Annotated in this window: 18 protein-coding genes and 1 tRNA gene; 7 read left to right on the forward strand and 12 right to left on the reverse strand. The window is 64.2% G+C overall.

Annotated elements, in window-relative coordinates; genetic code table 11:
• Positions 1-162: 162 nt before the first annotated feature.
• Entirely contained in the window at positions 163-9,045 is an 8,883-nt protein-coding gene (locus SMA01S_RS06145) for an autotransporter-associated beta strand repeat-containing protein (RefSeq protein WP_066819403.1), read from the forward strand.
• A gap of 284 nt (positions 9,046-9,329) precedes the next feature.
• Here the strand turns inward: SMA01S_RS06145 and SMA01S_RS06150 are convergent, their stop codons facing one another.
• Entirely contained in the window at positions 9,330-9,626 is a 297-nt protein-coding gene (locus tag SMA01S_RS06150) for a toxin-antitoxin system YwqK family antitoxin (protein WP_066819621.1), read from the reverse strand.
• A gap of 238 nt (positions 9,627-9,864) precedes the next feature.
• The gene (locus SMA01S_RS06155; RefSeq protein WP_066819622.1) at positions 9,865-10,749 is read right to left on the reverse strand and encodes a LysR substrate-binding domain-containing protein; all 885 of its coding nucleotides are present in this window, start codon (positions 10,747-10,749) and stop codon (positions 9,865-9,867) included.
• 102 nt (positions 10,750-10,851) lie between these two features.
• Here SMA01S_RS06155 and SMA01S_RS06160 point away from each other — a divergent pair, with 102 nt between their 5' ends.
• Entirely contained in the window at positions 10,852-11,670 is an 819-nt protein-coding gene (locus SMA01S_RS06160; protein ID WP_066819406.1) for an alpha/beta fold hydrolase, read from the forward strand.
• A gap of 188 nt (positions 11,671-11,858) precedes the next feature.
• Here SMA01S_RS06160 and SMA01S_RS06165 read toward each other — a convergent pair whose 3' ends face one another.
• Positions 11,859-12,365 (reverse strand): hypothetical protein, encoded by a 507-nt coding sequence (locus SMA01S_RS06165; RefSeq protein ID WP_066819409.1) that lies wholly within the window; start codon positions 12,363-12,365, stop codon positions 11,859-11,861.
• A gap of 801 nt (positions 12,366-13,166) precedes the next feature.
• Here SMA01S_RS06165 and SMA01S_RS06170 point away from each other — a divergent pair.
• Complete coding sequence (locus SMA01S_RS06170) at positions 13,167-13,403, forward strand: hypothetical protein (protein WP_066819412.1); 237 nt, start codon at positions 13,167-13,169, stop codon at positions 13,401-13,403.
• A gap of 241 nt (positions 13,404-13,644) precedes the next feature.
• On the opposite strand, the gene SMA01S_RS06175 is transcribed toward SMA01S_RS06170, so the two are convergent.
• The 6 genes from SMA01S_RS06175 to SMA01S_RS06200 form a co-directional block, all read right to left on the reverse strand.
• Positions 13,645-14,862 (reverse strand): tyrosine-type recombinase/integrase, encoded by a 1,218-nt coding sequence (locus SMA01S_RS06175; protein ID WP_066819415.1) that lies wholly within the window; start codon positions 14,860-14,862, stop codon positions 13,645-13,647.
• 150 nt (positions 14,863-15,012) lie between these two features.
• A tRNA-Thr gene (locus SMA01S_RS06180) sits at positions 15,013-15,088 on the reverse strand.
• A 135-nt stretch (positions 15,089-15,223) separates the two neighbouring features.
• Positions 15,224-16,237 carry a glycosyltransferase family 4 protein gene (locus SMA01S_RS06185; RefSeq protein ID WP_066819418.1) on the reverse strand — a complete coding sequence of 338 codons (1,014 nt, stop codon included), beginning with the start codon at positions 16,235-16,237 and terminating at the stop codon, positions 15,224-15,226.
• Positions 16,234-17,832: an alpha-amylase family glycosyl hydrolase gene (locus SMA01S_RS06190; protein WP_066819420.1), complete on the reverse strand. Its 1,599-nt coding sequence runs from the start codon at positions 17,830-17,832 to the stop codon at positions 16,234-16,236. The genes SMA01S_RS06185 and SMA01S_RS06190 overlap by 4 nt, the downstream gene beginning before the upstream one ends.
• A gap of 4 nt (positions 17,833-17,836) precedes the next feature.
• Positions 17,837-18,043 carry a hypothetical protein gene (locus SMA01S_RS06195; protein WP_066819422.1) on the reverse strand — a complete coding sequence of 69 codons (207 nt, stop codon included), beginning with the start codon at positions 18,041-18,043 and terminating at the stop codon, positions 17,837-17,839.
• Complete coding sequence (locus SMA01S_RS06200; protein WP_066819424.1) at positions 18,044-18,949, reverse strand: LysR family transcriptional regulator; 906 nt, start codon at positions 18,947-18,949, stop codon at positions 18,044-18,046. It abuts the gene before it with no gap.
• Positions 18,950-19,036: 87 nt separating this feature from the next.
• On the opposite strand from SMA01S_RS06200, the gene SMA01S_RS06205 reads away from it, so the two are divergent.
• The 4 genes from SMA01S_RS06205 to SMA01S_RS06220 all read left to right on the forward strand — a co-directional run bounded on the left by SMA01S_RS06205 (position 19,037) and on the right by SMA01S_RS06220 (position 23,813).
• The gene (locus SMA01S_RS06205) at positions 19,037-20,071 is read left to right on the forward strand and encodes an aldo/keto reductase (RefSeq protein WP_066819427.1); all 1,035 of its coding nucleotides are present in this window, start codon (positions 19,037-19,039) and stop codon (positions 20,069-20,071) included.
• Positions 20,072-20,083: 12 nt separating this feature from the next.
• Positions 20,084-21,259, forward strand: a complete 1,176-nt coding sequence (locus tag SMA01S_RS06210; RefSeq protein ID WP_066819429.1) for an MFS transporter — start codon at positions 20,084-20,086, stop codon at positions 21,257-21,259.
• Between the two features lie 219 nt (positions 21,260-21,478).
• Positions 21,479-23,206, forward strand: coding sequence for a sensor histidine kinase (locus tag SMA01S_RS06215; protein ID WP_066819431.1), 1,728 nt, complete (start codon positions 21,479-21,481; stop codon positions 23,204-23,206).
• Positions 23,184-23,813 (forward strand): response regulator, encoded by a 630-nt coding sequence (locus SMA01S_RS06220; protein ID WP_066819437.1) that lies wholly within the window; start codon positions 23,184-23,186, stop codon positions 23,811-23,813. The genes SMA01S_RS06215 and SMA01S_RS06220 overlap by 23 nt, the downstream gene beginning before the upstream one ends.
• Here the strand turns inward: SMA01S_RS06220 and SMA01S_RS06225 are convergent.
• From SMA01S_RS06225 to SMA01S_RS06235, 3 genes are read right to left on the reverse strand one after another with little or no spacing between them, the layout of a single operon-like run.
• Positions 23,793-24,341 (reverse strand): A24 family peptidase, encoded by a 549-nt coding sequence (locus SMA01S_RS06225; RefSeq protein WP_066819439.1) that lies wholly within the window; start codon positions 24,339-24,341, stop codon positions 23,793-23,795. The genes SMA01S_RS06220 and SMA01S_RS06225 overlap by 21 nt on opposite strands.
• Entirely contained in the window at positions 24,338-25,150 is an 813-nt protein-coding gene (locus SMA01S_RS06230; RefSeq protein ID WP_066819440.1) for a tetratricopeptide repeat protein, read from the reverse strand. Before SMA01S_RS06230 ends, SMA01S_RS06225 begins: the two co-directional genes overlap by 4 nt.
• Entirely contained in the window at positions 25,147-26,154 is a 1,008-nt protein-coding gene (locus SMA01S_RS06235) for a LytR C-terminal domain-containing protein (protein ID WP_066819442.1), read from the reverse strand. Before SMA01S_RS06235 ends, SMA01S_RS06230 begins: the two co-directional genes overlap by 4 nt.
• Positions 26,155-26,157 lie beyond the last annotated feature (3 nt).

Genomic DNA, 26,157 nt, shown 5'->3' on the forward strand with positions numbered 1-26,157 from the left:
GAGCAATCAAACGATTACGGTCCCGCCGGCGATGGCGTGGGGTGGACGCATGTGCGCGCCGCCTTGCGCGCCCGCGCGGTTGGCCGTCGCAAGGGGACAGGAACGATGACCGCAAGGAATTCCGGCAAGAGCAATCGTTCGGAGACTATTTCCCTGAGGAGATTGTCGCTCACAACCTCGACGCTCGCGCTCCTCGCGGTCGCCTTCGCTCCCTCGTCCGCTCATGCGCAGGCTGCTACCTTCAACGGGACGGATTCGACCAACGGCCCGTTCAGCTACGACTTGCAGACCTTCAACGACTCCAGCAAGCTGAACGCCGCGGCGGCCGATACGCTCACCGGCGGACACCAGATTTTCAACGCAACCAGTACGTTGGATGCATCGTCGGCCAATGCAGTCCGTGACGGGCTGCAAAATTTCAAGCAAAACAGCGTCCTGATCGCGCGAGCGACCAACACTATCAGCGGCGGACAACAGGATTTCGACAACAGCAGCGTTCTGAATGTGAATGTCTTGGGCGCGATCGGCGGCGGAACGCAATATTTCCGGGGGTCCAGCAGCCTTAACCTCAACGTCGCCAACGCTATCGGCGGCGGAACCCAGACATTCTTCGAATCCGGCACCCTCAACGTGCGGGCTGCCAATGCCTTGAACAACACCAACGCCCTGACGTTCAATAACACGGTTGGTGGCGGGGTGGGCGGCTTCTTGATGCTTAACGGGTTCGACGCCACCGTCGGCCGGATCAATAGTGTTTCCTTCAGCCCCTCGACCGGCGGCTGGATCGCCAATGGCGAGGCGACCGCCGTCACGTTGACCGTCGACAGTTCCTTGCTTGGCGATTCCTTTTTCTCGGGCGTGATCACCGATGGCGGCGGTCCGCTGACCTTGGTGAAGAGCGGCACGGGTACGCTCACATTATCCGGTTCGACGGGCTATTCCGGTGGAACCAGGATCGAGGGCGGCACGCTGCGCCTCAGCGGCGGCGGTTCGCTGGGCAGTCAGACGGGCGCGCTTTTCGTCAGCGCCGACGGCACCCTCGACATGGGCGGCGCCTCACCCAGAATCGGCAGCCTTTCCGGAACAGGGTTGATCACCAGTTCCGTGGCGGTCTCGGGAGGGAACATCCTCACGATCGTCAATCAGACGGCCGACACTACCTTTGCCGGTCTGCTGCGCGACGGTGTGGGCGGGGCCGTGATAGGGCTGAGCAAGGGTGGCGCTGGCACGCTGACCCTCACCGGGAACAATAACTATAGCGGCGGCACGCAAGTCGTGTCGGGCACGCTGCGGCTCACGGGCAACGGCTCGCTCGGCGCGCCGAGCGGATCGCTCTCCATCGGCAGCGGCGGCACGCTCATTTTTGACACAACGGCCCTGACGGTCGGCTCGCTCTCTGGCGCGGGCACCATCACCCGGTCGGACTTGAATCCCGGTGTGCTCACCGTCGATCAGGCGACCGACACCAATTTCAGCGGCGCCATCAACGACTATTTCGACGAGATCAACGGCGTCACCACCATGACCGGGCTGACCAAGGCAGGCACCGGCACGCTGACCTTGGGCGGGAACAGCGCCTATACCGGCGCGACCGATGTGACGGGCGGCACGCTGCTCGTCGATGGGGCGCTGGGCAATGTAATGTGGGGGCCCATACAATTGGGCACCACGCAGGTCGCGGTTGCATCGGGCGCCAGCCTGGGCGGTGCCGGCTCGATCGCCGGCGGCGTTTCCGTGGCGGATGGCGGCATTCTGCTGGGCCGCGCCGGCCAGACCCTGTCGATGGGATCGCTGGCGCTGAGCGGCGGATCGGTGGTTAATGTCGCGCTGGGCGCGCCGTCCACCGCCGGGCTGTTCGACGTCACCGGCAACCTGACGCTCGACGGCACGCTCAACGTGAACAATGCCGGCGGCTTCGGCAATGGCCTCTATCGGCTGTTCGATGCGGGCGCCGTCACCGATAACGGCCTTGCCATCGGCACCACGCCGAACGGCTATGCCGCGGGCGATCTCAGCGTTCAGACGACGGCCAATCAGGTCAATCTATTGGTCGGGACGGTCGCGCCTGGCTCGTACAGCTTCTGGAACGGCGCGCAGACCACGCCAAACAACGTGGTCAACGGCGGCACAGGCACCTGGAGCGCCGCCGGAACCAATTGGACCAACGCGGGCGGCAGCGCGAACGGCGTCTATGATCCGGCCGCGCTGCTGATCTTCCAGGGCGCGAGCGGCACGGTGACAGTCAGCGCGGGCGGTGGAGCGCTCGACGTGAGCGGCGGAATGCAGTTCTTCGTCGGCGGCTATCAGCTGTCCGGTGATGCCCTGAACCTCACTCAGTCCGATGTTCCGATCCGCGTGGGCGACGGCACGGCCGGCGGCGCGGGCATGACCGCGACCATTTCCGCCGCGCTCACCGGCAGCGGCGGTATCGACAAGACCGACCTCGGCACGCTGGCGCTGACCGGCGCCAGCCACTTCAATGGCGAAATCACCGTCAACGGCGGTACGGTCGCGATCCGCAACGGCGGCAGTGTTACCAACGCCGCCGGCGAGATCGCCAAGGATGCCGGCACCACGGGCACGGTCACGGTCGATGGCGCAGGATCGGTGTGGACGAATAGCAGCGGCATCTCGGTAGGGATCGGCGCGAACAGCAGCGGCACGCTGAACATCATCAATGGCGGCAACATTCTCCAGACCGGCGGCGACGGCATTGTCGGCTTCGGCGCCACGGGTACGGCCTCGGTCGACGGCGTGGGCTCGAAGTGGATCAATAACGGCGCGACAAGCGCCATCCAGGTCGGTTGGGGCAGCGGCAACGGTACGCTGAGCATCATCAACGGCGGCAGCGTTTCCGATACGTTCGGCCAGATCGGCTATTCCGGTACCGGTGCCGGTAGCGGTGGCACGGTCACGGTCGATGGCGCAGGATCGGCATGGACCAATAGCAGCAACCTCAACGTCGGCGCTTACGGTAACGCCACGCTGAAGATCACCAATGGCGGCAGCGTTTCCAGCGCCACCGCCGTTGTCGGCAATGGCACCGGCGCCAACGGCACGGTCACGATAGATAGTGCAGGCTCGTGGACCAACAACGGCGTCCTCAAGCTGGGCCAGGGCGGTTCCGGCACGCTCAACCTTAACGGCGCGGTGGGCACGCGCGGCGTGCTGGCGACGCAGAGCATCAGCAAAGGCCAGGGCACCGGTGCCGTCAATTTCGATGGCGGCATCCTGCGCGCCGCGAGTTTTAGCGCCGATCTACTGAGCGGCTTCGCCGCCGGAGACGTGACGATCGGGGCGGGCGGCGCGTTCATCGACAGCAATGGCGGGAGCGGCAGCATCTCCTCGCCGCTGGGCGGCGTCGGTGCTTTGACCAAGCAAGGCGCAGGCTCGCTGACCCTGACCGGCGCGAACACCTATGCCGGCGGCACGATCATCGAATCCGGTACGCTGCAAGTCACCGGCACCGGAACATTGGGCGCCACAACCGGGGCGCTGAGCATAACCGGCGGGGCCATGCTCGATCTCGGAGGCACGTCGCAGACGGTCGGTGCGCTGTCGGGCGCGGGCAACATCACCAGCACTGTCCTGGGCAATCTGAGCCTATTGACGGTCGATCAGGCCACCAACACCACGTTCTCCGGCATCATCGGCGACGGTTTCGATTCCATTGCGGGCGGCACGGTCCAGGTCGGATTGTCCATGCGCGGCGGGGGCATTCTCACGCTGTCGGGGGTGAATAGCTATACTGGGCCGACCACAATTTTCGGCGGCGGCGAAATTCAGGTCGATGGTTCGATCGCCAGCGCCGTTACGGTCAATAGCGGCGGCGCATTGTCCGGTGCCGGTACGATCTTCAACGCGGTGACGCTGAACCACAACGGCCTACTGGCCGGGAAGTCGGGCCAGACCTTGACCATGAACAGCCTGACTCTGAATGATGGGTCGGTAGTTGTCGCGGCTCTCGGGCCACCGTCCACGACTGAGTTGTTCAAGGTCCACGGTGATCTCGTGCTTGTCGGAACCTCAACGCTGGATGTTTCCCCCGACACCGGCTTCGGCGCGGGCCTCTATCGGGTGATCAGCTTTGACGGGAACCTGACTGGCGGCGGCAGTCTGACGGTCGACCCGGCGGCGAATCCCGCGTGGAACCTTGAGGTTCAGACCGCCGCCCACCAGGTTAACCTGCTGGCGGGCACGTCGGCCAACCCCGGCGCCTTTGCCTTCTGGAACGGCGCACAGACCACGCCCAACAACATGGTCGATGGCGGCGCAGGCACGTGGAGCGCCACCGGAACCAACTGGACAAACGCGGCCGGCAGCGCGAGCGGCGTCTACGATCCGGCCGCCATGCTGATCTTCCAGGGCACGCCCGGCACGGTGACGGTGAGCGCAGGCGGCGGCGCGCTCGACGTGAACGGCGGGATGCAGTTCTTCGTCGATGGCTACAAGGTAGCGGGCGACGCGCTGAACCTCACGGCGGCGGCCACGCCGATCCGCGTCGGGGACGGCACCGCTGCCGGTGCCGGCATGACGGCGACTGTCTCCTCCGTGATCACCGGTAGCGGGGGTCTCGACAAGACCGACCTCGGGACGCTCGTTCTTTCCGGGTTCAACACGTACACCGGCGACACGACGATCTCGGCGGGCACGCTGAAGTTCGACGTCGACCTGGGTGGCACGCTTGGCGCACCAACTGGAGCGCTTGCGATCGCCGGCGGCGCCACATTTGATCTTACCGGTACCAGCCAGACGGTCGGCGCGCTGTCCGGCGCCGGCAGCATCACCAGTTCGGTATATGGCGGCCGGCAAAGCCCGCTCACGGTCAATCAGGCGACCAACACCAGCTTCAGCGGTGCGATCACAGACGGATACATGACGGGCGCTGGGGACGGCGCCGTGTGGCTGATCAAGGATGGTGCGGGCACGCTGACCCTGTCCGGCCACAGCGCGTTCTCCTTCACCACCGTCGATGGCGGCACGCTGGCGATCGCCAATGGCGGTACGGTCGCGAACGAAACCAGCAATTTGGGTAACGCGGCCGGCAGCAATGGCACGGTTCTCGTCACCGGCAGCGGGTCTGTGTGGAGTACGGATTATCTGTACCTGGGTTACGCCGGCGCGGGCACGCTTACCGTCGCGGATGGCGGCAGGGTCAGCATCGACACGGTGGATATGGCGCACGCGAGCTCCGGCAGCGGCACGTTGAATCTGAACGGCACGGCCGGGGCGCGCGGCGTGCTGGAAACCGGCTTCGCGGGGGGGAACCGCGGTGAGGTGACGGTCAATTTCGACGGCGGAATCTTGCGCGCCACCGATGCCGACACCTTGCTGAGCGGCGGCGTTCCCGGCTCGGTGACGATCAAGGCGGGCGGCGCCTTCATCGACAGCAACGGCTATCACATGGAGATCGCCTCTCCGCTAGGCGGCGTCGGCGCGTTGACCAAACTGGGCGCCGGGACGCTGACCCTGACAGGCAACAACAGCTATGCCGGTGGCACGATCATCGACACAGGTACGTTGCAGCTTGCTGGGACGGGGACGCTGGGTGCGCCTACGGGAGCCCTCACCATCGCGGCCGGCGCGGCGCTCGATCTTGGCAGTACATCTCAGACGGTCGGTTCGCTGTCCGGCGCGGGCGATATCACCAGCACGGTCACGACGGGGACACCCAGCCTTCTCACCGTCGATCAGGCTACCGACACCATCTTCAGCGGCGCCATTCGCAACGGCGTCTATGTAGCCAGTCCCGGCAGCGCCGGCCTCCCGCCGATCATCGTGCCAACGGTCGTCGGGCTGACCAAATCGGGCGCCGGCTCGCTTACGTTGAGTGGCAGCAACGCCTATACCGGCGATACGAACGTGACCGGCGGAACGCTTCTCGTCGATGGGGCTTTGGGCAATACCAAGGTAGCGGTCGGGTCTAGTGCCACCTTGGGCGGGGCCGGCACAATCGCCGGCGATGTTTCAGTGGCGGATGGCGGCATCCTCTTGGGGCGGGCCGGCCAGACCTTGTCGATGGGATCGCTGGCGCTAAGCGGCGGCTCGTCCGTCAATGTTTCGCTCGGCGCGCCGTCGACGAGCGGATTGTTCAACGTCACGGGCGACCTGACGTTGAACGGCACGTTGAACGTCGGCTCTACAGGCGGCTTTGGAGACGGCCTCTACCGGCTGTTCGATTATGGCGGCGCGCTGAGCGGTTCCGGACTCGCCATCGGCGCCACGCCCGCGGGCTATGCCGTGGGTGACCTGACGGTGCAGACGTCGGTGGCCCATCAGATCAACCTGATTGCCTCGTCGGGACCGTACATCTTCTGGGACGGCGCCAATACCATTGCGAATGGAACGGTCGACGGCGGCTCCGGGATATGGAGCGCCGCTGGCACCAACTGGGCCAACAACAATGCCACCGCCAATGGCGCCTATAGTCCCGCAACCATGCTGATCTTCGTCGGCACGCCGGGTACGGTGACGGTGGACGCGGCCGGGGCGGGTGCGCTCGACATCGGGACCGGTCTTCAGTTCGCGGACGATGGCTTCATGGTGAAGGGTGACGGCCTAGCCTTGACCGGAGCGAGTACCGTTATCCGCGTAGGCAATGGCATCGCCTCGGGCGGTAACGTGACCGCGACGATCGCGTCCGCGCTTACTGGCAGCGGCGGCCTCGACAAGACCGATCTCGGCACCTTGGTCCTCACCGGCACCAATAGCTACGCCCGCGGCACGACGATCGCGGCCGGTACACTCCAGCTCGGCAATGGCGGCACGACCGGCTCGATCCTGGGCGATGTTGCCAATAACGGCCGTCTAGTGTTCGACCGGTCGAATGCGCTCACCTTCACCGGCGCAATCTCCGGATCCGGCTCGCTCGAGCAGATCGGCGCGGGTGCGACCACCTTGACCGCCGCGAACACCTATACCGGCGGCACGACGATCTCCGGCGGTATACTGGCGATCGCGGCGACCGGCGGCATCACCTCCGATGTGACCAACAGCGCCACTTTCCAGAATGCCGGCGCCGTCGCGGGCGGCGTGACCAATAATGCCGGCGCGACCTTTACCCAGACGGGCGGCAGCGTTTCGAACGGCCTGGTCAACACCGGCACGGTCAATGCCAATGGCGGTGCGCTGAACGGCGCAATCGCCAACAATGCGGGCGGTAGCTTCGCGGTCGGCGGCACGGTGACGGGCAACGGCGCTTTCAGCAACGCCAACGGCGCGACGCTCACGGTGGCGGCAACCGGCGGCTTCACGATCGCGGGGCTGCTGACCAATAGCGGTGCGGTCAGCGTCGCGGCGGGCGGCTCGCTGATCGCCCCGGCCGGCATCCTCAACAAGGCGGGCGGCGTCGTCACCAACAATGGTACGATCACGGACGCGCTCGATAATGCCGGGACCGTCACCAACAACGGCGTCTACAACGCCAACGTTGCGTCCAATACCGGCACTATCACCAATAGCGCCGGCGCGACGTGGAACGGCAATTTCAACACGGCTGGGGTCGTCAACAACGGCGGTACGATCAACGGCGGCCTGACGCAGAGCGGCGGAACGACGAGCAACACCGGCGCGATCACTGGCGTCGTCACGATCGCGGGCGGGCTCTTTACCGGCACGGGGTCGGTCGGTGGCCTGAACGTCGCGGGCGGCGCAACGGTTGCGCCAGGCACGAGCGGCGGCATCGGCACGATGGACGTGGCCGGCGGCATCACCTTCAACAGCGGCGCGATTTATCAGGTCGCCGTGACTGCGGCGGGACAAGCCTCGCGTATCAACGCGACCGGGCAGGCCATTCTCAACGGCGGGACGGTCGATGTGCTTGCCGGAGCGGGCAATTACCGGCCGCAGACCGATTACACGATCCTGTCGGCTGGTGGCGGGGTCAGCGGTACCATTACCAATGTGACCAGCAATCTTGCCTTCCTCGACCCGTCGCTCCGATACGACGCGGGCAATGTCTATCTGCGGCTGCGCCGCAACGACATCAGCTTTGCCGGGATCGGCCAGACGCCGAACCAGGTCGCCATCGCCGCGCCGACCGAGAATCTGGGCTGGGATAATCAGGTGTTCGATGCGGTGGTGAATCTCTCGGCTGATCAGGCGCGCGATGCCTTCGATCAGCTTTCAGGCGACATCCACCCCTCGATGCGCACCGTGATGCTGGAGGACAGCCGTTTCGTGCGCAATGCGGTCTGGGACCGGTTGCGGGGAAGTGCGGGCGACGACGGGCGCGGTGGCGTCTGGGGGCAGGCAATCGGCTCCTGGGGCCATACTGGCAGCGACGGCAATGCCGCACGGCTCGACCGCTCGGCCGGCGGCCTGCTGATGGGCGTCGACGTCGCCGCGGGCAAGAACATCCGGCTCGGCGCGGTGTGGGGCTATTCCCAGGCCAGCGTCGACGCGCGCGGATCGGGCAAGATCGACAGCTACCACCTCGGCGCCTATGCCGGTGGCCAATGGGGCGCCGCCTCGATCCGCGCCGGTATTGCCTATAGCTGGCAGGACATCCACACGACTCGCGTCATCGCCTTCCCTGGCTTCGTCGATACGGCACGGGCCGGCTATAATGGCGGCACTTTCCAGGCGTTCGGCGAGCTCGGCTATGGCTTCGATGTCGGCCGCACCAAATTCGAACCTTATGCCAATGTCGCCTATGCGCGTGCTCGCACCAACGGGTTCAGCGAGACGGGCGGCGATGCCAGGCTCGCCGGTGCCAGGGCGGCGAGCGATGTGACGTTCTCGACGTTCGGCCTGCGGACCGCTACCGGTTTCGACCTTGGCGGCGCCCCTACGACCTTGCGGGTCGGCGTGGGCTGGCGCCACGCATTCGGCGATGTCACGCCGCTCACGGCAATACGCTATCGGGCGGGTGGCAATGCCTTCTCAGTCGCAGGCCTGCCGCTAATCAGCGATGCCGCCCTGATCGATGCCGGTCTCGATATCGCGATTTCCGGTCGTACCAGTATCGGTATCTCTTATGGGGGGCAGTTCGGAAACCGCCTCTCGGATCAGACCGCGAGAGCGAGCCTGACGTTCAGGTTCTGACATGGTCGCGACGAATCCATTGCTCGGCGGCTCGCCCAGACAACACCTTCTTGTCCTCGGACCATTTTATCGGGGGAGAACGAAAAGGAGCGGACCACCGGTAATTCGAACAAACCCTGCAGGAAAGTACTCACATCCCGCTTCGACTGTTCGATCGACGGTGCCGAAGCGGCAGCTTCGCGCCCTAATAGCCGCCATTGAGGCCAACTCGCCACGATCCCCAAAGCCGCCGTTCGTTTCGCTAGGCGTTAACATCTGCCAGTGGGTGGATACGAGACAGGCAGCTATTTTCCGTCGGTTTCGACCCCGTCGCTGTTCCAGAACCGCCACGTCCCTACTTCGACACCTTGACTGTAATTCCCCTCAGCCGCGAGTTGGCCGTTTTCATGATAGTCACGCCAAGGACCGTCTTCGCGGCCCTCGCTGTAGTTGCCTTCTGACGCGAGGGAGCCGTCTGGGTGGTATGCCCGGAAAAGCCCGTCTCTGATCCATCGTTCTCCATCGAGCGACATCTTGCGGGAATAGCGATAGCGGATACCGCCGTCCTCATACGGTATTTCGGCGATCTGGAGTTCGCTCATATCGCGGTTGTTGCGCACGATTTTAATGACAGCAAGTGGGTCGAGAGCTGACCTTCGCTCCGACGTCGAATTGATCGTCCGCAACGCGCCCTAATTTCGGCCATTCCGGACAGGGCCTACTGAGTCTGAAAGCCGCCGTGTGTTCAGCTGACATCAGAATTACCGAGTTAGAGAAATTCCAGCTGTCGATTTGCACGTGCTTGGACGTCGATCGCGGGTGTTTCCGGCGGGTCGTGAGCTAATTCGCTTTCAGTATGTGATTCGTCCGAGTCAGCAGCTTCTGCAGCAGACGCGAGCTGTTCGCCGGGCTGTAACCCAACGCAAGCTTGATTGTCGGGGGTGTGCCCGCCAGCGGCCGCGCGACTACGTTTGGGGTCAAAAGATCCTCAGCGTAGGCCGGGATGAGCGTAACTCCGCCACATGACACAACCACGGATATCGTCGCGGAAAGGCTTCCGGCATCGAATCTGGGGTTGAGGTTTATGCCGGCCTTCACAGCATATTTTTTGACGATTGCATCTACTGCTGGAGAGGCGGTCGCAGAACCAACGTAAATTTCTTCGGCAAGCTCCTGGGGTGTTATTCTCTCGCGTGAGGTCAAATGGTGGTTAGCGGGCAACATCACGATCAATGGTTCCGCGAATAGGCTTTTGAAGCATAGGTTGGCGACGTTCTCCTCTCGCCGCATGAGTGCGGCATCCAGACTGCCTCGTACCAATGCGAGGGCGAGTTCAGGCGAGGACTGGCTTGAAAGTTTGAATTCAACGCCGGGGGCCTCTTCCCGGAGAATGCGCATCACACTTGGCAGCCAGGCCTCATGGCCGGCGAGAAATCCGATAGCGAACACGGGCCGCTCTGGTCGGCCCGCGCGCTGGGCACCTTCGACCGCAGCTTCGACCTGCGCAAGCGCCAGTCTTGCGTGATCCAGAAAGACTTTCCCAGCTTCTGTGAGCGAGACGCCCCTTGCTTGCCGGTCCAGCAATTTCACACCGATCTCGGCCTCAAGATCGCGGATTTGACGGCTCAGCGACGGCTGTGAGGTGTTGAGCTGCTGTTGCGCGGCCGCGAGCACGCTCCCGCGCTCGGCGACCGCGATGAAATAGCGAAGATGGCGAAGATCCATGAACCACGTGCTATACCGCTCAGGCATAGCTTGGCCAGACAAGGTCTTTGTCGGCGTCGGAACGAGCAGTTATTTCGCGCCTGCCTCAACAGGGAGAGCGGAATGCCTACGATCATCACCAAAGACGCCGTAAACATCTTCTACAAGGATTGGGGATCGGGTCAGCCTATCGTTTTCAGCCATGGCTGGCCGCTATCGGCGGACGACTGGGACGCCCAGATGATGTTTTTCCTGCAGCACGGTTATCGGGTCATCGCCCACGATCGACGCGGCCATGGGCGGTCCGACCAGCCCAGCACCGGCAATGACATGGACCATTGGGTTGCCGACCTCGCGGCACTGACTGAACATCTCGACCTGCGAGACGCGATCCATATAGGGCACTCGACTGGCGGCGGCGAGGTGGCTCGCTATGTCGCTCGCCACCAGGAACGCGTCGCGAAGGCGGTGCTGGTCGCCTCGCTCACGCCCAATATGTACCGGAGCGAGGACAACCCGTCCGGTCAACCACCGGAATGGTTCGAGACGATTCGCGCAGGCGTGCTGGGCAACCGGTCGGAGTTCTTCCGTTTCGTGCCGGAAAATCCGTTCTACGGCTACAACCTGGACGGCGCGGAACCGTCGGAGGCGGTCATCGCGAACTGGTGGCGCCAGGGCATGGCCGGCGGCGCCCTCGCCCATCACGCGACCGTCGCCTCCTGGCTCGAAGATTATACCGAAGACCTCCAGAAGATCACCGTACCGGTGCTGGTGATGCATGGCGAGGCCGATCAGGTCGTTCCCTTCGCCAGTTCCGTCCCGCGTGCGGTCGACCTGCTCAAGAACGGGTCGCTGAAGACGTATCCCGGCTACCCCCATGGCATGCTGACTACGCACGCGGATGTCCTCAACCCCGACCTGCTCGCGTTCATTAGGTCTTGATGACGTTTCTCATTCGCCACCGGAGAGACCGCCGCGAGCTGGTCTCTTTCGCAATTGGTCGCCGCTGTTGCGTGCCGGTCGCCCAACATCGTCCGCTTAGCGCCCCTAATCAGACATTCGACCGCCGACTTCAGGATCCCGGAAGCTGCCGTACGTTCAGGCAGCCGGAAATGGCTGCTAATGGGTGGTTAGGCGACGGGCAGCTCTCGGGTGTGAGAGTCAATTAGCTGCCGCACCGCGCGTTGAAAATTTTCAGGTTCATCCACGCAATGAGCGATGGTCGTTATGCTCTTTCCGCGTCGGCTGATTGGCTCCTTGAGGTCAAAAACCGTGGTCGGCCACACCGCCAAAGCCAAGTTCAGAACGTGGCGCGCTTTGATGTCGTCCTGGCTCCAGCTCGATCTGAACGCTGCAATATTTCCAAGGGCGATGGGCACGGACATTTTCCGGCCGGTCCTCATAGTAACGATCCCGTCGCGAACAGTGATCGGGCAACTCCTGAACGATCGTATCATCTGAACCAGCATAACGATCAGCGACAGATCGGCTATGCCGATCAGGATCGCGACTTTCCAACCCCAGTAGGCCACGGCGATGATGTGGAGAACGAATGTCTCTACACAGGCAAGCGCCAACACTACGCCGACTATCGGGCTGAGCTTCTTGTGATAGGTGAAGACCATTTCGCTTCCCATTCAGCGTCCTTTTTGCGCTCCGTCTCGCACGGTGAACGGCTGGTTGAAATTGGGCAATGCGATTCACATCGGGAGAAGCGTATGTTGGACAGGTGCCGTCACGCTGCTGCCGTTCCCGAAACCGCCAGTCTGATTTCGAGAAGGTTCGCGGCCGTTTTCGGCGCGGAACGCGGAATTTTTGTGGCTAGCTGCAAGTCCGCTATCAACAACGCAGCCTGGAAAGCCGACGGCCGCGGTGTTAGCCCAAGCTCATGACGCGGAGCGATCTCATCGAGTGCATGAAATCAGAGAGTATGCCCTTGGACATGCTTTGCTCGAGAACATCCGTGCCGTCCGAGTGCTTCGTGATACGCGAGATGCACGGCGTCTGGGAAACATTCTACGCTGAGCGTGGGCTGGAAACCGGATTATCTACCTTCCCGACGGAAGATGCCGCCTGTCGCGCCTTGCTGGAGGAAATGCGTCTATATGCCAATGCGTCAGGTTACCGACGTAGAAGCTAAGCTGCAGAATGGGCAGCTGACAGGGAGAGGGCGAGCGGCGCGGAAGGGCCAACTATGGGTCGTCAGCCGCCATCGCTCAGACGGCGCTCGGCGAAGGCAGCAAAGCGCCCTATGATCAGACATTCGATGACGTTTGCCCTAATCCAAAAAGCGGACCTCAACCCCGCGAACGACGTCGGCAGCCTCATGCCGTGGACAGCGATCTGAGCACACGGTTACGGCCAGCGTAGCAACGCCGCGTTTCCCCGGCTGGACAAATAGGCCTAGAAAACCCGCGCAATGGCAGGAGAAGGTAGCGATGGACGAAGACTTGGCACGCATCCTGGCCACCGGGGGAAGTGCGGCATCCAGAGAACTTTCGCGCCTGCATGATCTGGCTCGCGAGTTCCTTCCCGAGAACGAGGAGCTTCGATACGGTATTGCTTCGGCGCTTGCTGAGGTAGGCCTGAAGGTGATGCGGCCCGCATTCGATGCGCATCCCGGGTTGGAAGCGGAGTTTCAACGACGCGTCGACAAATACGGCCGAACCACCTGACGTCGCGGACGGTGCGTTGTTAGCTGAAGGCACTTCCGGTCGATCAAGCCAATATGGGCCCGGCCAAGTGCATGGACAACGGTGACCTGAGCACACCGCTTACGGCGGTGCGAACGTCTCGCAAGCATTGGATCAGGAGTGCTCGCTCGCAGGGCCGCTTTTGCGTGAGGCTCACCGGAAGCCGACAGACGACTGACGGCCCAGTTCCAGCCGTTCGTCGGTGCGGCGCAGTGACGTCCGCTTAGGCTCTTTTGCGAAACTTCCCCTTGATGACTTTCCCGCCAGCTCGAAGCTGGTCGAGATAATCAGACCACCACTGTGCCATGCGGACTCGTTCGTCCCAATGGGTACCGCGGTGGTAAGCTGCCCTGACCTTGTCTTTGTCACCGTGCGCAAGCGCTCGTTCGATCGCGTCGGGATGCCACAAACCTGACTCGTTGAGCAGTGTGCTGGCCATCGCCCGAAAACCGTGGCTGGTCATCTCGTCCGGTCCATAGCCCAACCGTCGGAGCGCAATATTCAGGGTGTTCTCGCAGATGGACCGCTTCGTCGTGTGAAGCGCCGGAAACACGAACTCACCAGGACGAGCAGCCGCACGCAGCTCGCGCAGGAAAAATAGCGATTGCCGCGAAAGCGGCACCGTATGCGGTTGCTTCATCTTCATGCGCTCGGCGGGAATACGCCAGACCTTGTCCGCGAAATCGATCTCGCTCCACTTCGCTTGGCGCAGCTCGCCCGGCCGCAAGAACACGTGCGGCGCCAGCTTCAACGCAAAGACCGTCTCGAGCCGGCCTTCGTAATCATCGATCGCTCGCAGGAGCGCGCCCACCTTCGCTGGCTCGATGACCGCGGCGTGATGCTTGACCTTGGGCACGATGAGCGCGCCGCGCAGGATATCCGCCGGATTTTGCTCGGTCCGCAGCGTTGCAAAGCCGTAGCGAAACACGCGACCGGCAAAGGATCGCAATCTGTTAGCGGTCTCGTGGTGACCGCGGCGCTCGATCCGCTTCAAGGCGTCGAGCAACTCGTGTGGCGTGATCGAGGCGATAGGGCGCTTCCCAATATCCTTCAGCAGCTCGAGAAACCACCGCGCCTTCTTGATCGTGGCGGGAGACTTTCCCTCCTTCTCCATTTTCTGAATGAACTCGTCGGCCACGAGCTTGAACGTGGTCTGGGCGGCGAGTTCGGCCTTCAAGCGGCGCTCCCGCTTCTCTTCCACTGGATCTATATCGTCGACCAGCTGGGCCAGCGCCTTGTCGCGCTCCTTGCGCGCCTGCTGCAAGGTGACGTCCGGAAAACTGCCGAGGGACATTTTCCGCTCGATGCCGAACTTTCTGTAGCGAAAGCGCCAGAGCAATGAGCCTGACGGCTGAACCAGCAGAAAGAGGCCATCGGAATCAAAAGCCTTATAAGGACGCGACCTCGGTTTAAGCGCCCGAATCTGCACAACGGTAAGCATGGGGCCACGCCTCCTGGACTGCTCGTGGCCCCACGATTCGTGGCCCCTTTTTAGTGGGCCACGGCGGAACATAATGAGATTTCGTGGGACCGCCGATAGGCAGTTTACCGCAGATTTCTGCGGTTTTCTAGGGGTGTTCCCCATATGTACTGGTGCCGCCTACAGGACTCGAACCTGTGACCCCCGCATTACGAATGCGATGCTCTACCAGCTGAGCTAAGGCGGCCCGCGCGCGCCTTCCGGCACGGCAAGGCGGGGCGCTTATCAGGCTTGTCGGGGGCTGACAAGCGCGCCGTCGAGATCGCGGCATTCAGCCCGTTTGAGAAGGTACGCGCCGCTGTGCGGATTGCGTGGCCGCCCGTCACGTAGCTCCTCGCAGCACCGCCTCGTATAGCGCGATATAGTCGTCGGCCATCCGGTCGGCCGAAAAGCGCTCGACGGCGCGCTGCCGCACCACCGCGCGATCCAGTTCGCCGATCCGCGCGATCGCGCGGACCGCCTCCTCGGCATCGTCGACCAGGAAGCCGGTCGTGCCATGCTCGATCAGCTCGCTCATCGAGCCGCGCCGCGTGGCGATGACCGGCGTGCCGCAGACCATCGCCTCGACCACCGACAGGCCGAACGGCTCGTTGAAATTGATCAGGTGGAGCAGCGCCCGCGCATTGCCCAGCGCGCGTGCCCGATCGGCACCGCCGACCGGGCCATGATATCGGATGTCGTTGTCTAGCTCCGGCGCGACCGATGAATCGAAATAGCCTTGGTCCTGGACGATGCCATAGATATCGAGCCGATGGCCGCTGCGGCGGGCTGCGGCGATCGCTTCCTTGGCGCCCTTGTCGGGATGGATGCGGCCGAAAAACACCAGCCCGCCGCCGCCTTCCGGATCGAACGGAAATTCGTCCAGCGCGATGCCGTGATGGATGGTCGCCGCGTAGCGCAGCGAGGGATGCCGGTCCGCCTCGCTGATCGCGACATAGTGAACGCGGTCCTGGAACGGCTGATACATCGGCAGGATGCGTTCGGACGAAAAGCCGTGGATCGTCGTCACCATCGGCGTGCGCACCAGCGGCGCGAAAGCATGCGCCGGGAAATCCGCCTGATTGTGGATCAGGTCGAAGCGATCGGCTTGCGCGAACAGATAGGAAAGGTGGCGATATTCCCAGACCTTGGCATCGATCGTCGGGTCCTCGGAATAAGGTGCGGGCACGACGCCGTCGAGCTTGGCCGACGTGATACTGTCCAGCGTCGCGAACAGGGTGACGTCGATCCCCCGCGCGACCAGCGCCTCGGTCAACAGGCTGGTCACCAGCTCCCATGGTCCATAATGGCGCGGCGGCGTGCGCCAGGCGATCGGTGCCAGCATCGCGATCTTCATGGCGTGCCCGGACCGCTCAGGCGAAAGACCATGGCTTCGTTCGGGCGCAGCATGCCGCCCAAATTCTCGCGTGGGTGCGTGCCGACAAGCAATTGCGCAGCGGGGCCGACGTCGAACGGCAAGTTGATCGGGTTGGCGGCGAGGTTGAGCGCCACCCGTACGCGCTCGCGATCGTCGAACCGATCATAGACCAGCAAATCGCCGTCCGCCGCGACCAGCTCGAACGCGCCAAGTGCCAGTGCCGACGACTCTCGCCGGCAGCGCAGCAACTGACGATAAAGCGACAGCATCGATCCGCTGTCCTGCTGCTGGGCCTGGACGTTGCGGAGCGGCCAGTCGTCGTTGAGCGGCAGCCACGGCTCGGCGGTGCTGAACCCCGCATTGGCCGAGCCGTCCCATGGCATCGGCGTGCGCGATCGATCACGGCCAAGGCCCATGCCGGGCTGACGAAGGTCCTGAGGATCGCGGATGCGATCCGGGGGGATTGTCACTTTGCCGATCCCGAGCTCATCGCCCTGGTACAAGGTCGGCGTCCCGCGCAACGTCAGCAACAGCATCGCCGCGACGCGCGCCTGCTCCTCGCCCAGTCGCGCCGCGATGCGCGGGGCGTCATGGCTGCCGATCACCCAGTTCGGCCATGCTCCCTCGGGCAAGGCGGCTTCATAGGCGCTGATCATCGCGGCGAGCGACTGGGCATGCCAGGGGGCGTCGAGCAGTTGGAAGTTGAACGGGAGGTGCACGCCCGGTGCACCCCGGCCGTAATAAAGCATCAGCGTCTCGACCGGCAGGCAGATCTCGCCGACCAGCAAGCGATCGCCATAGCTGTCCGCCAGCGCGCGGAACGCCGCAGCGATGTCATGGACCTCGGGCTGGTTGGTCGAATGGATCTGCAGCAGCTTGAGCTTTTCGCCCAGTTCGGCGCGGTAATGCGGGTTGAGCGGATTGTCGGGAAGGCCTTCCGCCTTGACCATGTGCCACAGCACGTCGATCCGGAATCCGTCGACGCCGCGTTCGAACCAGAAGCGCAGCACGTCGGTCATCGCCTCGCGCACCGCCGGGTTGCGCCAATTGAGGTCGGGTTGCTCCTTCAGGAAAGCGTGCAGATAATATTGCCCGGTCGCCGCGTCCCATTGCCAGGCCGAGCCGCCCATGTCGCTGATCCAGTTGTTCGGCGGCCCGCCGCCGGGCGCCGGATCGCGCCAGATATACCAGTCGCGCTTGGGATCGTCGCGCGACCGCCGGCTTTCGAGGAACCAGGGATGCTGGTCGGAACTGTGATTGGGGACGAAATCGAGCAATAGCCGGAGGCCGCGCGCGTGCACCGCCTTCAGCAGCCGGTCGAAATCGTCGAGCGTTCCGAACAATGGGTCGACGCCGCAATAATCGGCGACGTCATAACCGAAATCGATCATCGGCGACGGGAAGATTGGCGACAGCCAGATCGCGTCGACGCCCAGCGCGGCGATATAATCGAGCCGCTGCTCGATCCCGCGCAGATCGCCGACACCGTCGCCGTTGCTGTCCTGGAACGAGCGCGGATAGATCTGATAGATGACGCCGCTTTCCCACCAAGGCGCTTTCCTGGTCGATGTCACGCCGTCACGCCTTTCCGGGGCCTTTGGAACGTGGCTGGAATTCGTCGGACGCGGGTATTCCGCGGATCTCGCGTCGAACGATCATGATCTGCTCCCTCTGGATCCTGCTATAAGCCTGAAATCCGCTCCATGGTTCCGGCATGGATCGGCTGATCATCGATATGTTCGGCAAAAGCTTCTTCAGCCCCAGCTTTTGCGCGAACGCCGCCATTCAACGCAAATTTTCGGCCAGAAAGTCGACAAAGACGCGGATCCGTGCCGGGGTGCCGACACCGCCCACGAACACGGCGTGGATCTGCTCGACATCGCCGGGATTGAACTCCTCCAGGATCGGGACCAGCTGGCCGCTAGCGATCTCCTGCGCGACGCTGAACGCGCCTACCCGGGCGATGCCGATGCCGATCGCGGCGAGTTGGCCCAGCGTCTCGCCATTATTCGCTTCGATATTGCCTTTGACGCACAACGAGAAATCATCCCCGTCGCGGCGGAACGGCCAAATCGGCTCGGCGCGCCGGAAGTTGAAGTTGAGGCAATTGTGCTTGTGCAGGTCTTCGGGCTCGCGCGGCGCGCCGTGTTTCGCGAGATAGTCGGGAGACGCCACGATGACCCGGCGCGTCTCGCCGAGCTTGCGCGCCGTGAGCGTGCTGTCGGGCAGCGGACCGAACCGTATCGCGACGTCCGCTTGGCCCGCGGCAACATCGACCAGCGTATCGGTAAGCGCGATGTCGACCAGGATATGCGGGTAGGATGCGGCGAACTTGCCCAATAGCGGCACCACGCAAAGCCGCCCGTGAGCGAGCGCGGCGCTGACGCTTAGCCGGCCGCGCGGTGCGCCCTGGTCGGCGATCTGCTGCTCGGCATCGTCGAGATCGGCAAGGATGCGCCGCGCCGCCTGGAGATAGGACTGGCCTTCCGCGGTCAGCGCGAGCGTGCGGGTCGAGCGCAGGAGCAGGCGCACGCCGAGCCGCGCCTCGATCCGGTCGATCGCGCGCGCGACCGCCGAGGGACTAAGGTCGAGAATGCGGCCCGCCGCCGAAAAACTGCCATGGTCGACCACCGCCACGAACAGCGCCATTTCCCGCGCCCGATCGGTTCCGCTCGCCATCTTTGCGTCCACTGCAATAATCTTTCGCGTCAACCGAGGGTACACGGTCGACGGCTCGACGTCCATCTATGCGCCGAACGAACAAGGGATGAGCAGGTGATGGAATATCGGCAATTGGGATCATCGGGGTTGCGCGTACCGGCGCTGAGCTTCGGCACCGGGACATTCGGCGGTCAGGGGCCGCTGTTCAGCGCTTGGGGAACGAGCGACGTCGCCGAGGCGCGTCGACTGGTGGACCTGTGCCTGGACGCCGGCGTCACGCTGTTCGATACGGCGGACGTCTATTCCAGCGGCGCCTCCGAGGAGATTCTGGGCGCGGCAATCCGCGACCGCCGCGATACTGTGCTGATCTCGGCCAAAACCGGCCTACCGATGGGAGATGGACCGCAGGATTGGGGTGCATCCCGGGCCCGGCTGATCCGTGCGGTCGAGGACGCGCTGCGTCGGCTGGGCACCGATTATATCGATCTGCTCCAGCTCCATGCCCTCGACGCCTCGACACCCGCCGAGGAAGTCATGGGCACGCTCGACCGGCTGATCGCCGCGGGCAAAGTCCGTTATGCCGGCGTTTCCAACTATCCCGGCTGGCAGATCATGAAGGCGCAAGCGATTGCAGATCGCCATGGTTGGCCTCGCCTCGTCGCGCATCAGGTCTATTATTCGTTGATCGGCCGCGCCTATGAATCCGAGCTCATGCCATTAGCCGCTGACCAGGGCCTTGGCGCGCTGGTCTGGAGCCCGCTCGGATGGGGGCGCCTGACGGGAAAGATCGGGCGCGATCGTCCGATCCCGGCGGGAAGCCGGTTGCACGAAACCGAACAGTTCGCGCCGCCCGTCGAAACCGAACAGCTTTACCGGGTCATCGATGCGCTCGAGGTGGTGGCGGCCGACACGGGCAAGACCGTGCCCCAGGTCGCGATCAATTGGCTGCTGCGGCGCCCCACCGTCTCGTCGGTGATCATCGGCGCGCGCAACGAGGATCAATTGCGCGATAATCTTGGCGCGTTGGGCTGGTCCCTCACGTCCGAACAGGTCGCGGCGCTCGACGCGGCAAGCGACGTGCTGCCGCCTTATCCGCATACGCCTTACCGGCAGCAGGAGGGTTTCGCCCGCCTCAATCCTGCGATGGTTTGAGGGGAGGCGGTGATGAAGTTCAATCTCGGCCTCCTGGCCTTGTCCGTCGGTGCCTTCGGCATCGGTGTGACCGAGTTCGCCCCGATGGGACTCCTTCCGGTGATCGCGAAAGATCTCGGCGTCTCCATTCCGGCCGCCGGCCTGCTCATCAGCGGCTATGCGCTGGGCGTGATGATCGGCGCTCCACTGATGACGCTGACTACCGGCCGCGTGCCGCGTCGGACTCTGCTGATCGGACTCGCCGGCATCTTCACACTCGGAAATCTGCTGGCGGCGATCTCGCATAGTTATGCGCTGTTGCTGGCCGCGCGCATCCTGACCTCGTTCAACCATGGCGCCTTTTTCGGCGTCGGGTCGATCGTCGCGGCCGGGCTGGTGCCGCCGCAGCGGAGGGCGAGCGCGGTGGCCGCGATGTTCATGGGGCTGACCATCGCCAATGTCGTCGGCGTGCCGCTCGCGACCTGGGCCGGTGAGCATCTCGGCTGGCGGGCATCGTTCTGGGGCATTGCCGCGTTGGGCGTGGCCACGATCGTCGCGCTGCGGCTGACGCTTCCCGCACTCCCGGCGCCGGAAGGCGGCGACGCGGTCGCCGAATTGCGCGTGCTCATGCGCGGCAAGGTGCTGGGAGCGCTCGCGCTCACGGTGATCGGATCGAGCGCGATGTTCACCGTCTTCACCTATATCGCGCCGATCCTGCGCGAGGCGACCCATGCCTCGCTCGGCTTCGTCACCGCGATGCTGGTTACCTACGGCTTGGGTCTCACGGTCGGCAATTGGGCCGGCGGTAAATTCGCGGACCGGCACGTCGATCGTACGTTGATTGTCACCCTGGCGTCGCTGTCGGCCATCCTGATCGCGTTTGCCCTGACGATGTCCCATGCCGCCCCGACCGCCATCCTGGTCTTTGCCTGGGGCGTGGCGAGCTTCGCGCTGGTGCCGCCGCTGCAAGTGCGCGTGATGGCGGCGGCCGCGGATGCTCCCAATCTCGCTTCGTCGGTCAATATCGGTGCGTTCAATCTGGGCAATGCGTTCGGCGCTGCGTTGGGCGGCGGCGTGATCGCGGCAGGATGGGGCTACCCTGCCGTCGCATTGGCCGGAGCGGCGACGTCGGCGATCGGGCTGGTCGCGGTGGTGCTCGCCGCCAGGCGGCACTCGCTTCCTGCCTATCGTCCGAGTTCGGCGATGTAGATCGTGATCCGGCCGCCCCCGTTCACAGTGGGGACGCTGGAGAGGCGATGTTTCGGTACGTAGAATTGCGAGATTGATTGGTGGTGCCAGAGGACGAAAGGGGTTCCGTCCTACGTGACCTGCGCTGGCAGATGGCTGTGCTCTTCTTGGGACAATGCACGCTAGAGATCGTCTGACATTTCCGTGTCGATGGTGTATTATCGCGGCCGGGGGAAGTGAGTGACGGGCGAGTTTGCAAACGGCCTTAAAGAGGCGCTGAGGCGCGATCTCGGTTATTCGGTGGCGCATGACGTTGTCGCCGCCGGCCGCACGCTGCTCGCGACGATCGCATTGGGCATCGTCATGGCGATGCCCTTCCCAATTCCGGCGCTCAATCGTGCGGCCCGCTGGTGCTTCATAGCCTATCTGTTGCTCGCGGTCGCGGCGCTGGTCGTGAGGTTGGTATCCTGGAAAGCAACGTGGTTGATGCGCCGTATCGGCTCGGTCGCGGATGAGGCGATCGGGCTTGGCGTGCTGATCTTCTACCCGACCGTCACCATTCTCTATCTGCCGTTCATTGTTTTCCTGCTGGTCGCCAAGCGGATTCAGTCGAGCATCGCCAGCGTCGCGCTCGAATATCTGATCCTGTCGCTCGTCATCCTTCTCCATGACCGGGCGGCGGCATTGTGGCCGGCCTTGCCCCGTATCGGCGATGGCCAGCGGATGCTGCAATTCACGGTGCTGACCTTTATTGCCGCCGCCGCGCTGGTGGTGAAGATGCGGCAGACCGATGCTGCGTCGAGCGACCGCTGGAACGGCGAGTTGCTGGCCACGGGCATGCGCGCGCGATCGATGCCGATCGAGGAGATCGCGGCGCGGCTGGCCAGCCGGTTCCAGGTGCAGACAATCCTGATCTGCTGGCGGGGCGGGGAAGATGACGATCGGCATTTCTATCGCTTCGCGGGCGGCGCCTTGTCCCAATTCGATCCGCCGTCCGCGATCGCCGACCGCATGCTGCTGCCGACCGGCTGGGACGAAGCCTATTTGTGGGAGGCGCGGACCGGAAAGGCGATGGTCAACAGCAAGGCGGGGAGCGACCCGGTCGTCCGCGCGGTCGAGCCCGGTTTCCTGTCGGACGAGCTGATCGACGGGGCGGCGATCGTTGGCGCGATGCCGATCGCGGCGAATGCGATGGAGGGCTATGTCTATCTGATCGGATTGCCGCGCGTGTCGGAGATCCTGCTGGGTCAGGTCGCCAGTGCCGGCCATGCGGTCAGCGCGACGCTCGACCGTTACCAGATGTTCGAGGCCTGGCGCGAGAATGCCTTCGCCAATGCGCGACTGGAGATCAGTCGCGACATGCACGACAGCGTGTTGCAGACGCTCGCCGGGCTCAGGATGCAGGTCGCGGTTCTGATGAAGGAAACCGACATGCCGATCGCCAAGCGGCAGGAGCGATTGAAGGGCCTGGAGTCGATCATCTCCGCCGAACAGGCGTGCCTGCGCGAGCTGGTCAACGACAGCGCGCAGCCGGTCAGCGAGCGGATCGACCTCGCCAGCCACCTGGCGCAGCGCGCCGAATTGCTGTCGCGGCAATGGGGCATCGATTGTTCGGTCCAGGCCGAGCCCGCGGTGCTGCCCGTCTCTCCCGACATCGCGCTCGAAGTCGAGTTCCTGGTACGCGAGGCGGTGTCGAACGCGGTGCAACATGCGCATGCCTCGGTGGTCAAGGTAGCCGCGGCACTGCGCGACGAGGCGGTGTTCGTCGCGATCAGGAGCGACGGCGCGACGATCATCGATACCGCTGCCGACGGCGCTGATGTCGAAGGCGTCTTGTCGCATTCGCTGACCAAGCGTGTGAAGGCGCTCAACGGGCGCGCTTATACCGATCCGATGGAGCGCGGTGTGCTATTGTCGCTCAGAATTCCATTAAAGGCTGGTGTCCATGTCGAAACTGCTGCTGGTTGACGATCATCCGATCTTTCTCGAGGGGCTGCGCCAGTTCCTCGAGACCAATGGCCATGTCGTCCAGGATACGGCGCGAACCTCGGTCGATGCGATCGACCGTGTCGCGCACGGTACGTTCGACTTGCTGGTGCTCGACGTCAGCATGGCCGATGGTGGTGGCTTGCACATCCTGCGGACGTTTCGCGGCGCCGGCAATCAGATCCCGATCGTCTTCCTCACCGTCGGCCTGAAGCCGGTCGAGACGATGGAAGCGGTCAAGCTCGGCATCAACGGTATCGTCCTCAAGCACAACGACCCCAGCAACCTGATCACCTGCATCGAAGCGGTTAAGCGCGGCGACACCTGGATCGACCCGACCATCATCGAGCGCGTGTTGAAGCGCAGCATGGCCGGCCAGTCGGTGCCCGTGCTGCCGCAATATGGGCTGACGCGCCGGCAGGAGGAATTGGTCAAGCTGGTCGGCGAAGGCCTGCGCAACCGCGAGATCGCGCGCCGCTGCGGACTGACCGAAGGCACGGTCAAGCTCCACCTGCACCATATCTACGGCAAGCTGGGGATCAGTTCGCGCGCTCAGCTGATCATGATGTTAGCCGCCGAAGCGATGTGAACCGGTCAGGCTGGCCGGGTCGAGATTCCAGGGCTTGGGCTGCGGATTGATATAGCCCCCGACGATCGCGAGGATCGCGCCGGCCGAGATCGCCAGGCCATAGGGGATCGGCCCGCGCGCCTTGAGGCTGGGTACGCTGGTCGATTGCGCGATCCCGGCGGGCAGCATCCGCCGAAGCACGATGAAAGCGATGGCGAGCAGCGCGCCGCCGATTCCCATCCACAGGTACAGCGCCGACGCGCCCTTGAAGTCGAACCACAAGGCGATCGCCGCCATCAATTTGACGTCGCCGCCGCCGAGCCATCCACGCGAGAACAGGAACAGCCCGCCCAGGAAGGTTCCGAGGAACACGAGCGCGTTCTGCCACAGCTGAGCGTTCCAGCCGCAGCTGTATATCCAGACCGGGAACAGCAGGATGACCGCAGCCGGGAATATGTTCGGGATGCGCAGTTTCCACACGTCGGTTAGCGCGGCGAGGGCCAGGACGAGGTACAAAGCGATCAACAGGATATTGTGAAGCGACGTCATTTCTGGGGTCCCAGCGACGAAAGGATGTTGGCGGTTGCCGCCGGATAGATCGGTGCCGCGGCGATCGACTGGGTCAGCCATGCCCGCGCATCATCGCTCCGGCCGGCGAGCGAGGCGGCGTAGCCGGCGTTGGACAATCGCTCCGCCCATCGCGCCGCATCCTCCCCGCGGCGGCGCACCGGCGCCTCGCCCATCGATGCGGCGGCAATATCGAGATTGTTGGCGATACGCCGGTCGTCGGGATCGGCCGCCAGCGCTTGTTGCAGCAGCGCCCTGGCTTCGGGATAGCGGTGTTGCATCAACAATGAGATCGCCATGTCGTTGAGCAACGACGCACGCGGTCCGTTCAGCGCCGACGCCCGCTCATAGGCGGCCTTGCTGTCGTTCCAGCGCGCGCCCGAATCGTAGGCGTGGCCGAGATCGGCCCATAGCCGCCAGTCGGCCGGGCAGCGCGTTGTCGCATCCTTCAACCGGGCAAGCGCCGCCTCGGTATGTCGCAACGCCGCGGCCGCGCTACCCAGTCCGGCGACTACGCGGCAATCATCGCTAGGCGTCGCCGCCAGCTTGCCGAACGCCCGCTCGGCCTCGGCATATTGGCCTTGCGCCAGCATCAGCTGTGCGCGGAGCACCGCGACCTCGAACGTGTCGGATTTGGCATCGGGCAACAGGTCGAGCATCGTCTGCGCCTGCACCAGCCGCCCGCTCCTAATCGCGGCGTCGACCAGCGCGAGATCGTCCGGCGGCGCCGCCGACGCCGTGCCAAAAGCAAACAGGGCCGCCAGGGATAGCAGCCGGAAGCCGAGGATCACCGTCGTCCCCCGCCGGGCTTGGTGACGAAACGCAGCGCATTACCGCCGACCAGCAACTGGATCCGATTGGCCTGGGTGGTGGCGTAAAGCCGGGTCGGGAACGGCACCGCGCGCGCAAGCCGGCGTGCGGTCGCCTCGCCCGATGGTGGATAGAGGATACGGCTCACCGCGATGCGCATTCCGCTGTCGCCGCGATCGAGCGGGCGCCAGCCGCGCCCGGCAAGATAGGATTGGACGCGCCCGGCAATGCCCTTGCGCCCGGCGGCGTTGACCACCATCGTGTTGCGCAGCGCGCCAGGCGCCGGCGTTGTGGCCATCGGCTTCGGCGACGCCACCCGCGAGGGCGCGGGTAAGGGCACTGGTGTCAGCGGAGGGGCGAGAGCAACTCCCCTGCCTGCGCTACGCTCGGGCGGCAGGATCAGATGGACCACGCCCGGAGCTGACTGTTCGAGGCGCGGGCCGGCCGCGATGACGGGGGCTGGCATGACAGGTACCGCCGCGGCGCTCGCCAGCGCAGGGGCGGTTATCGGAGGCGGCGCAACGGGCTGGCTCGGCGGCGTTGGAGCGGCAGGCGTAGCGGAGGCGGAAGCCAGCATGGCGCGCATGTCGACGTCGAGCAACGCTGCGGCGTCTTGGCGGCCCTGCGCGGTCAGCGATGCGGCATAAGCGCGGTAGAAGGCGTCGTTGCGCGGGGCCAGTGCCAGCGCCTTCTGGAAATAGACGTCGCTCAGATCGTAGCGGCGCAACCGGTCGTAACAGAGCGCGAGGCCTTCGACCGCTGCCGGATCGTCGGGCGTCGCGGCCAGGATGCGGCGATACATTTCGATCGCCAATCCGTAATTGCCGTCGGCGAGCAGCCGGGCGGCGGCCACCGACGATGCATCCGTGGCGGCGGTGAACCGCGTTCCCTCCGGCAGTGCGGTCCGCTTGGCCGAGCTCGTGCATCCGCAGGTGGCGGCGACCAGGCCGATCAGGGCGACACGCGAGGCGAGATTCCGCTTCATTCC

The sequence above is a fragment of the Sphingomonas mali NBRC 15500 genome (assembly GCF_001598415.1).
GTDB classification, from domain to species: Bacteria; Pseudomonadota; Alphaproteobacteria; order Sphingomonadales; family Sphingomonadaceae; genus Sphingomonas; species Sphingomonas mali.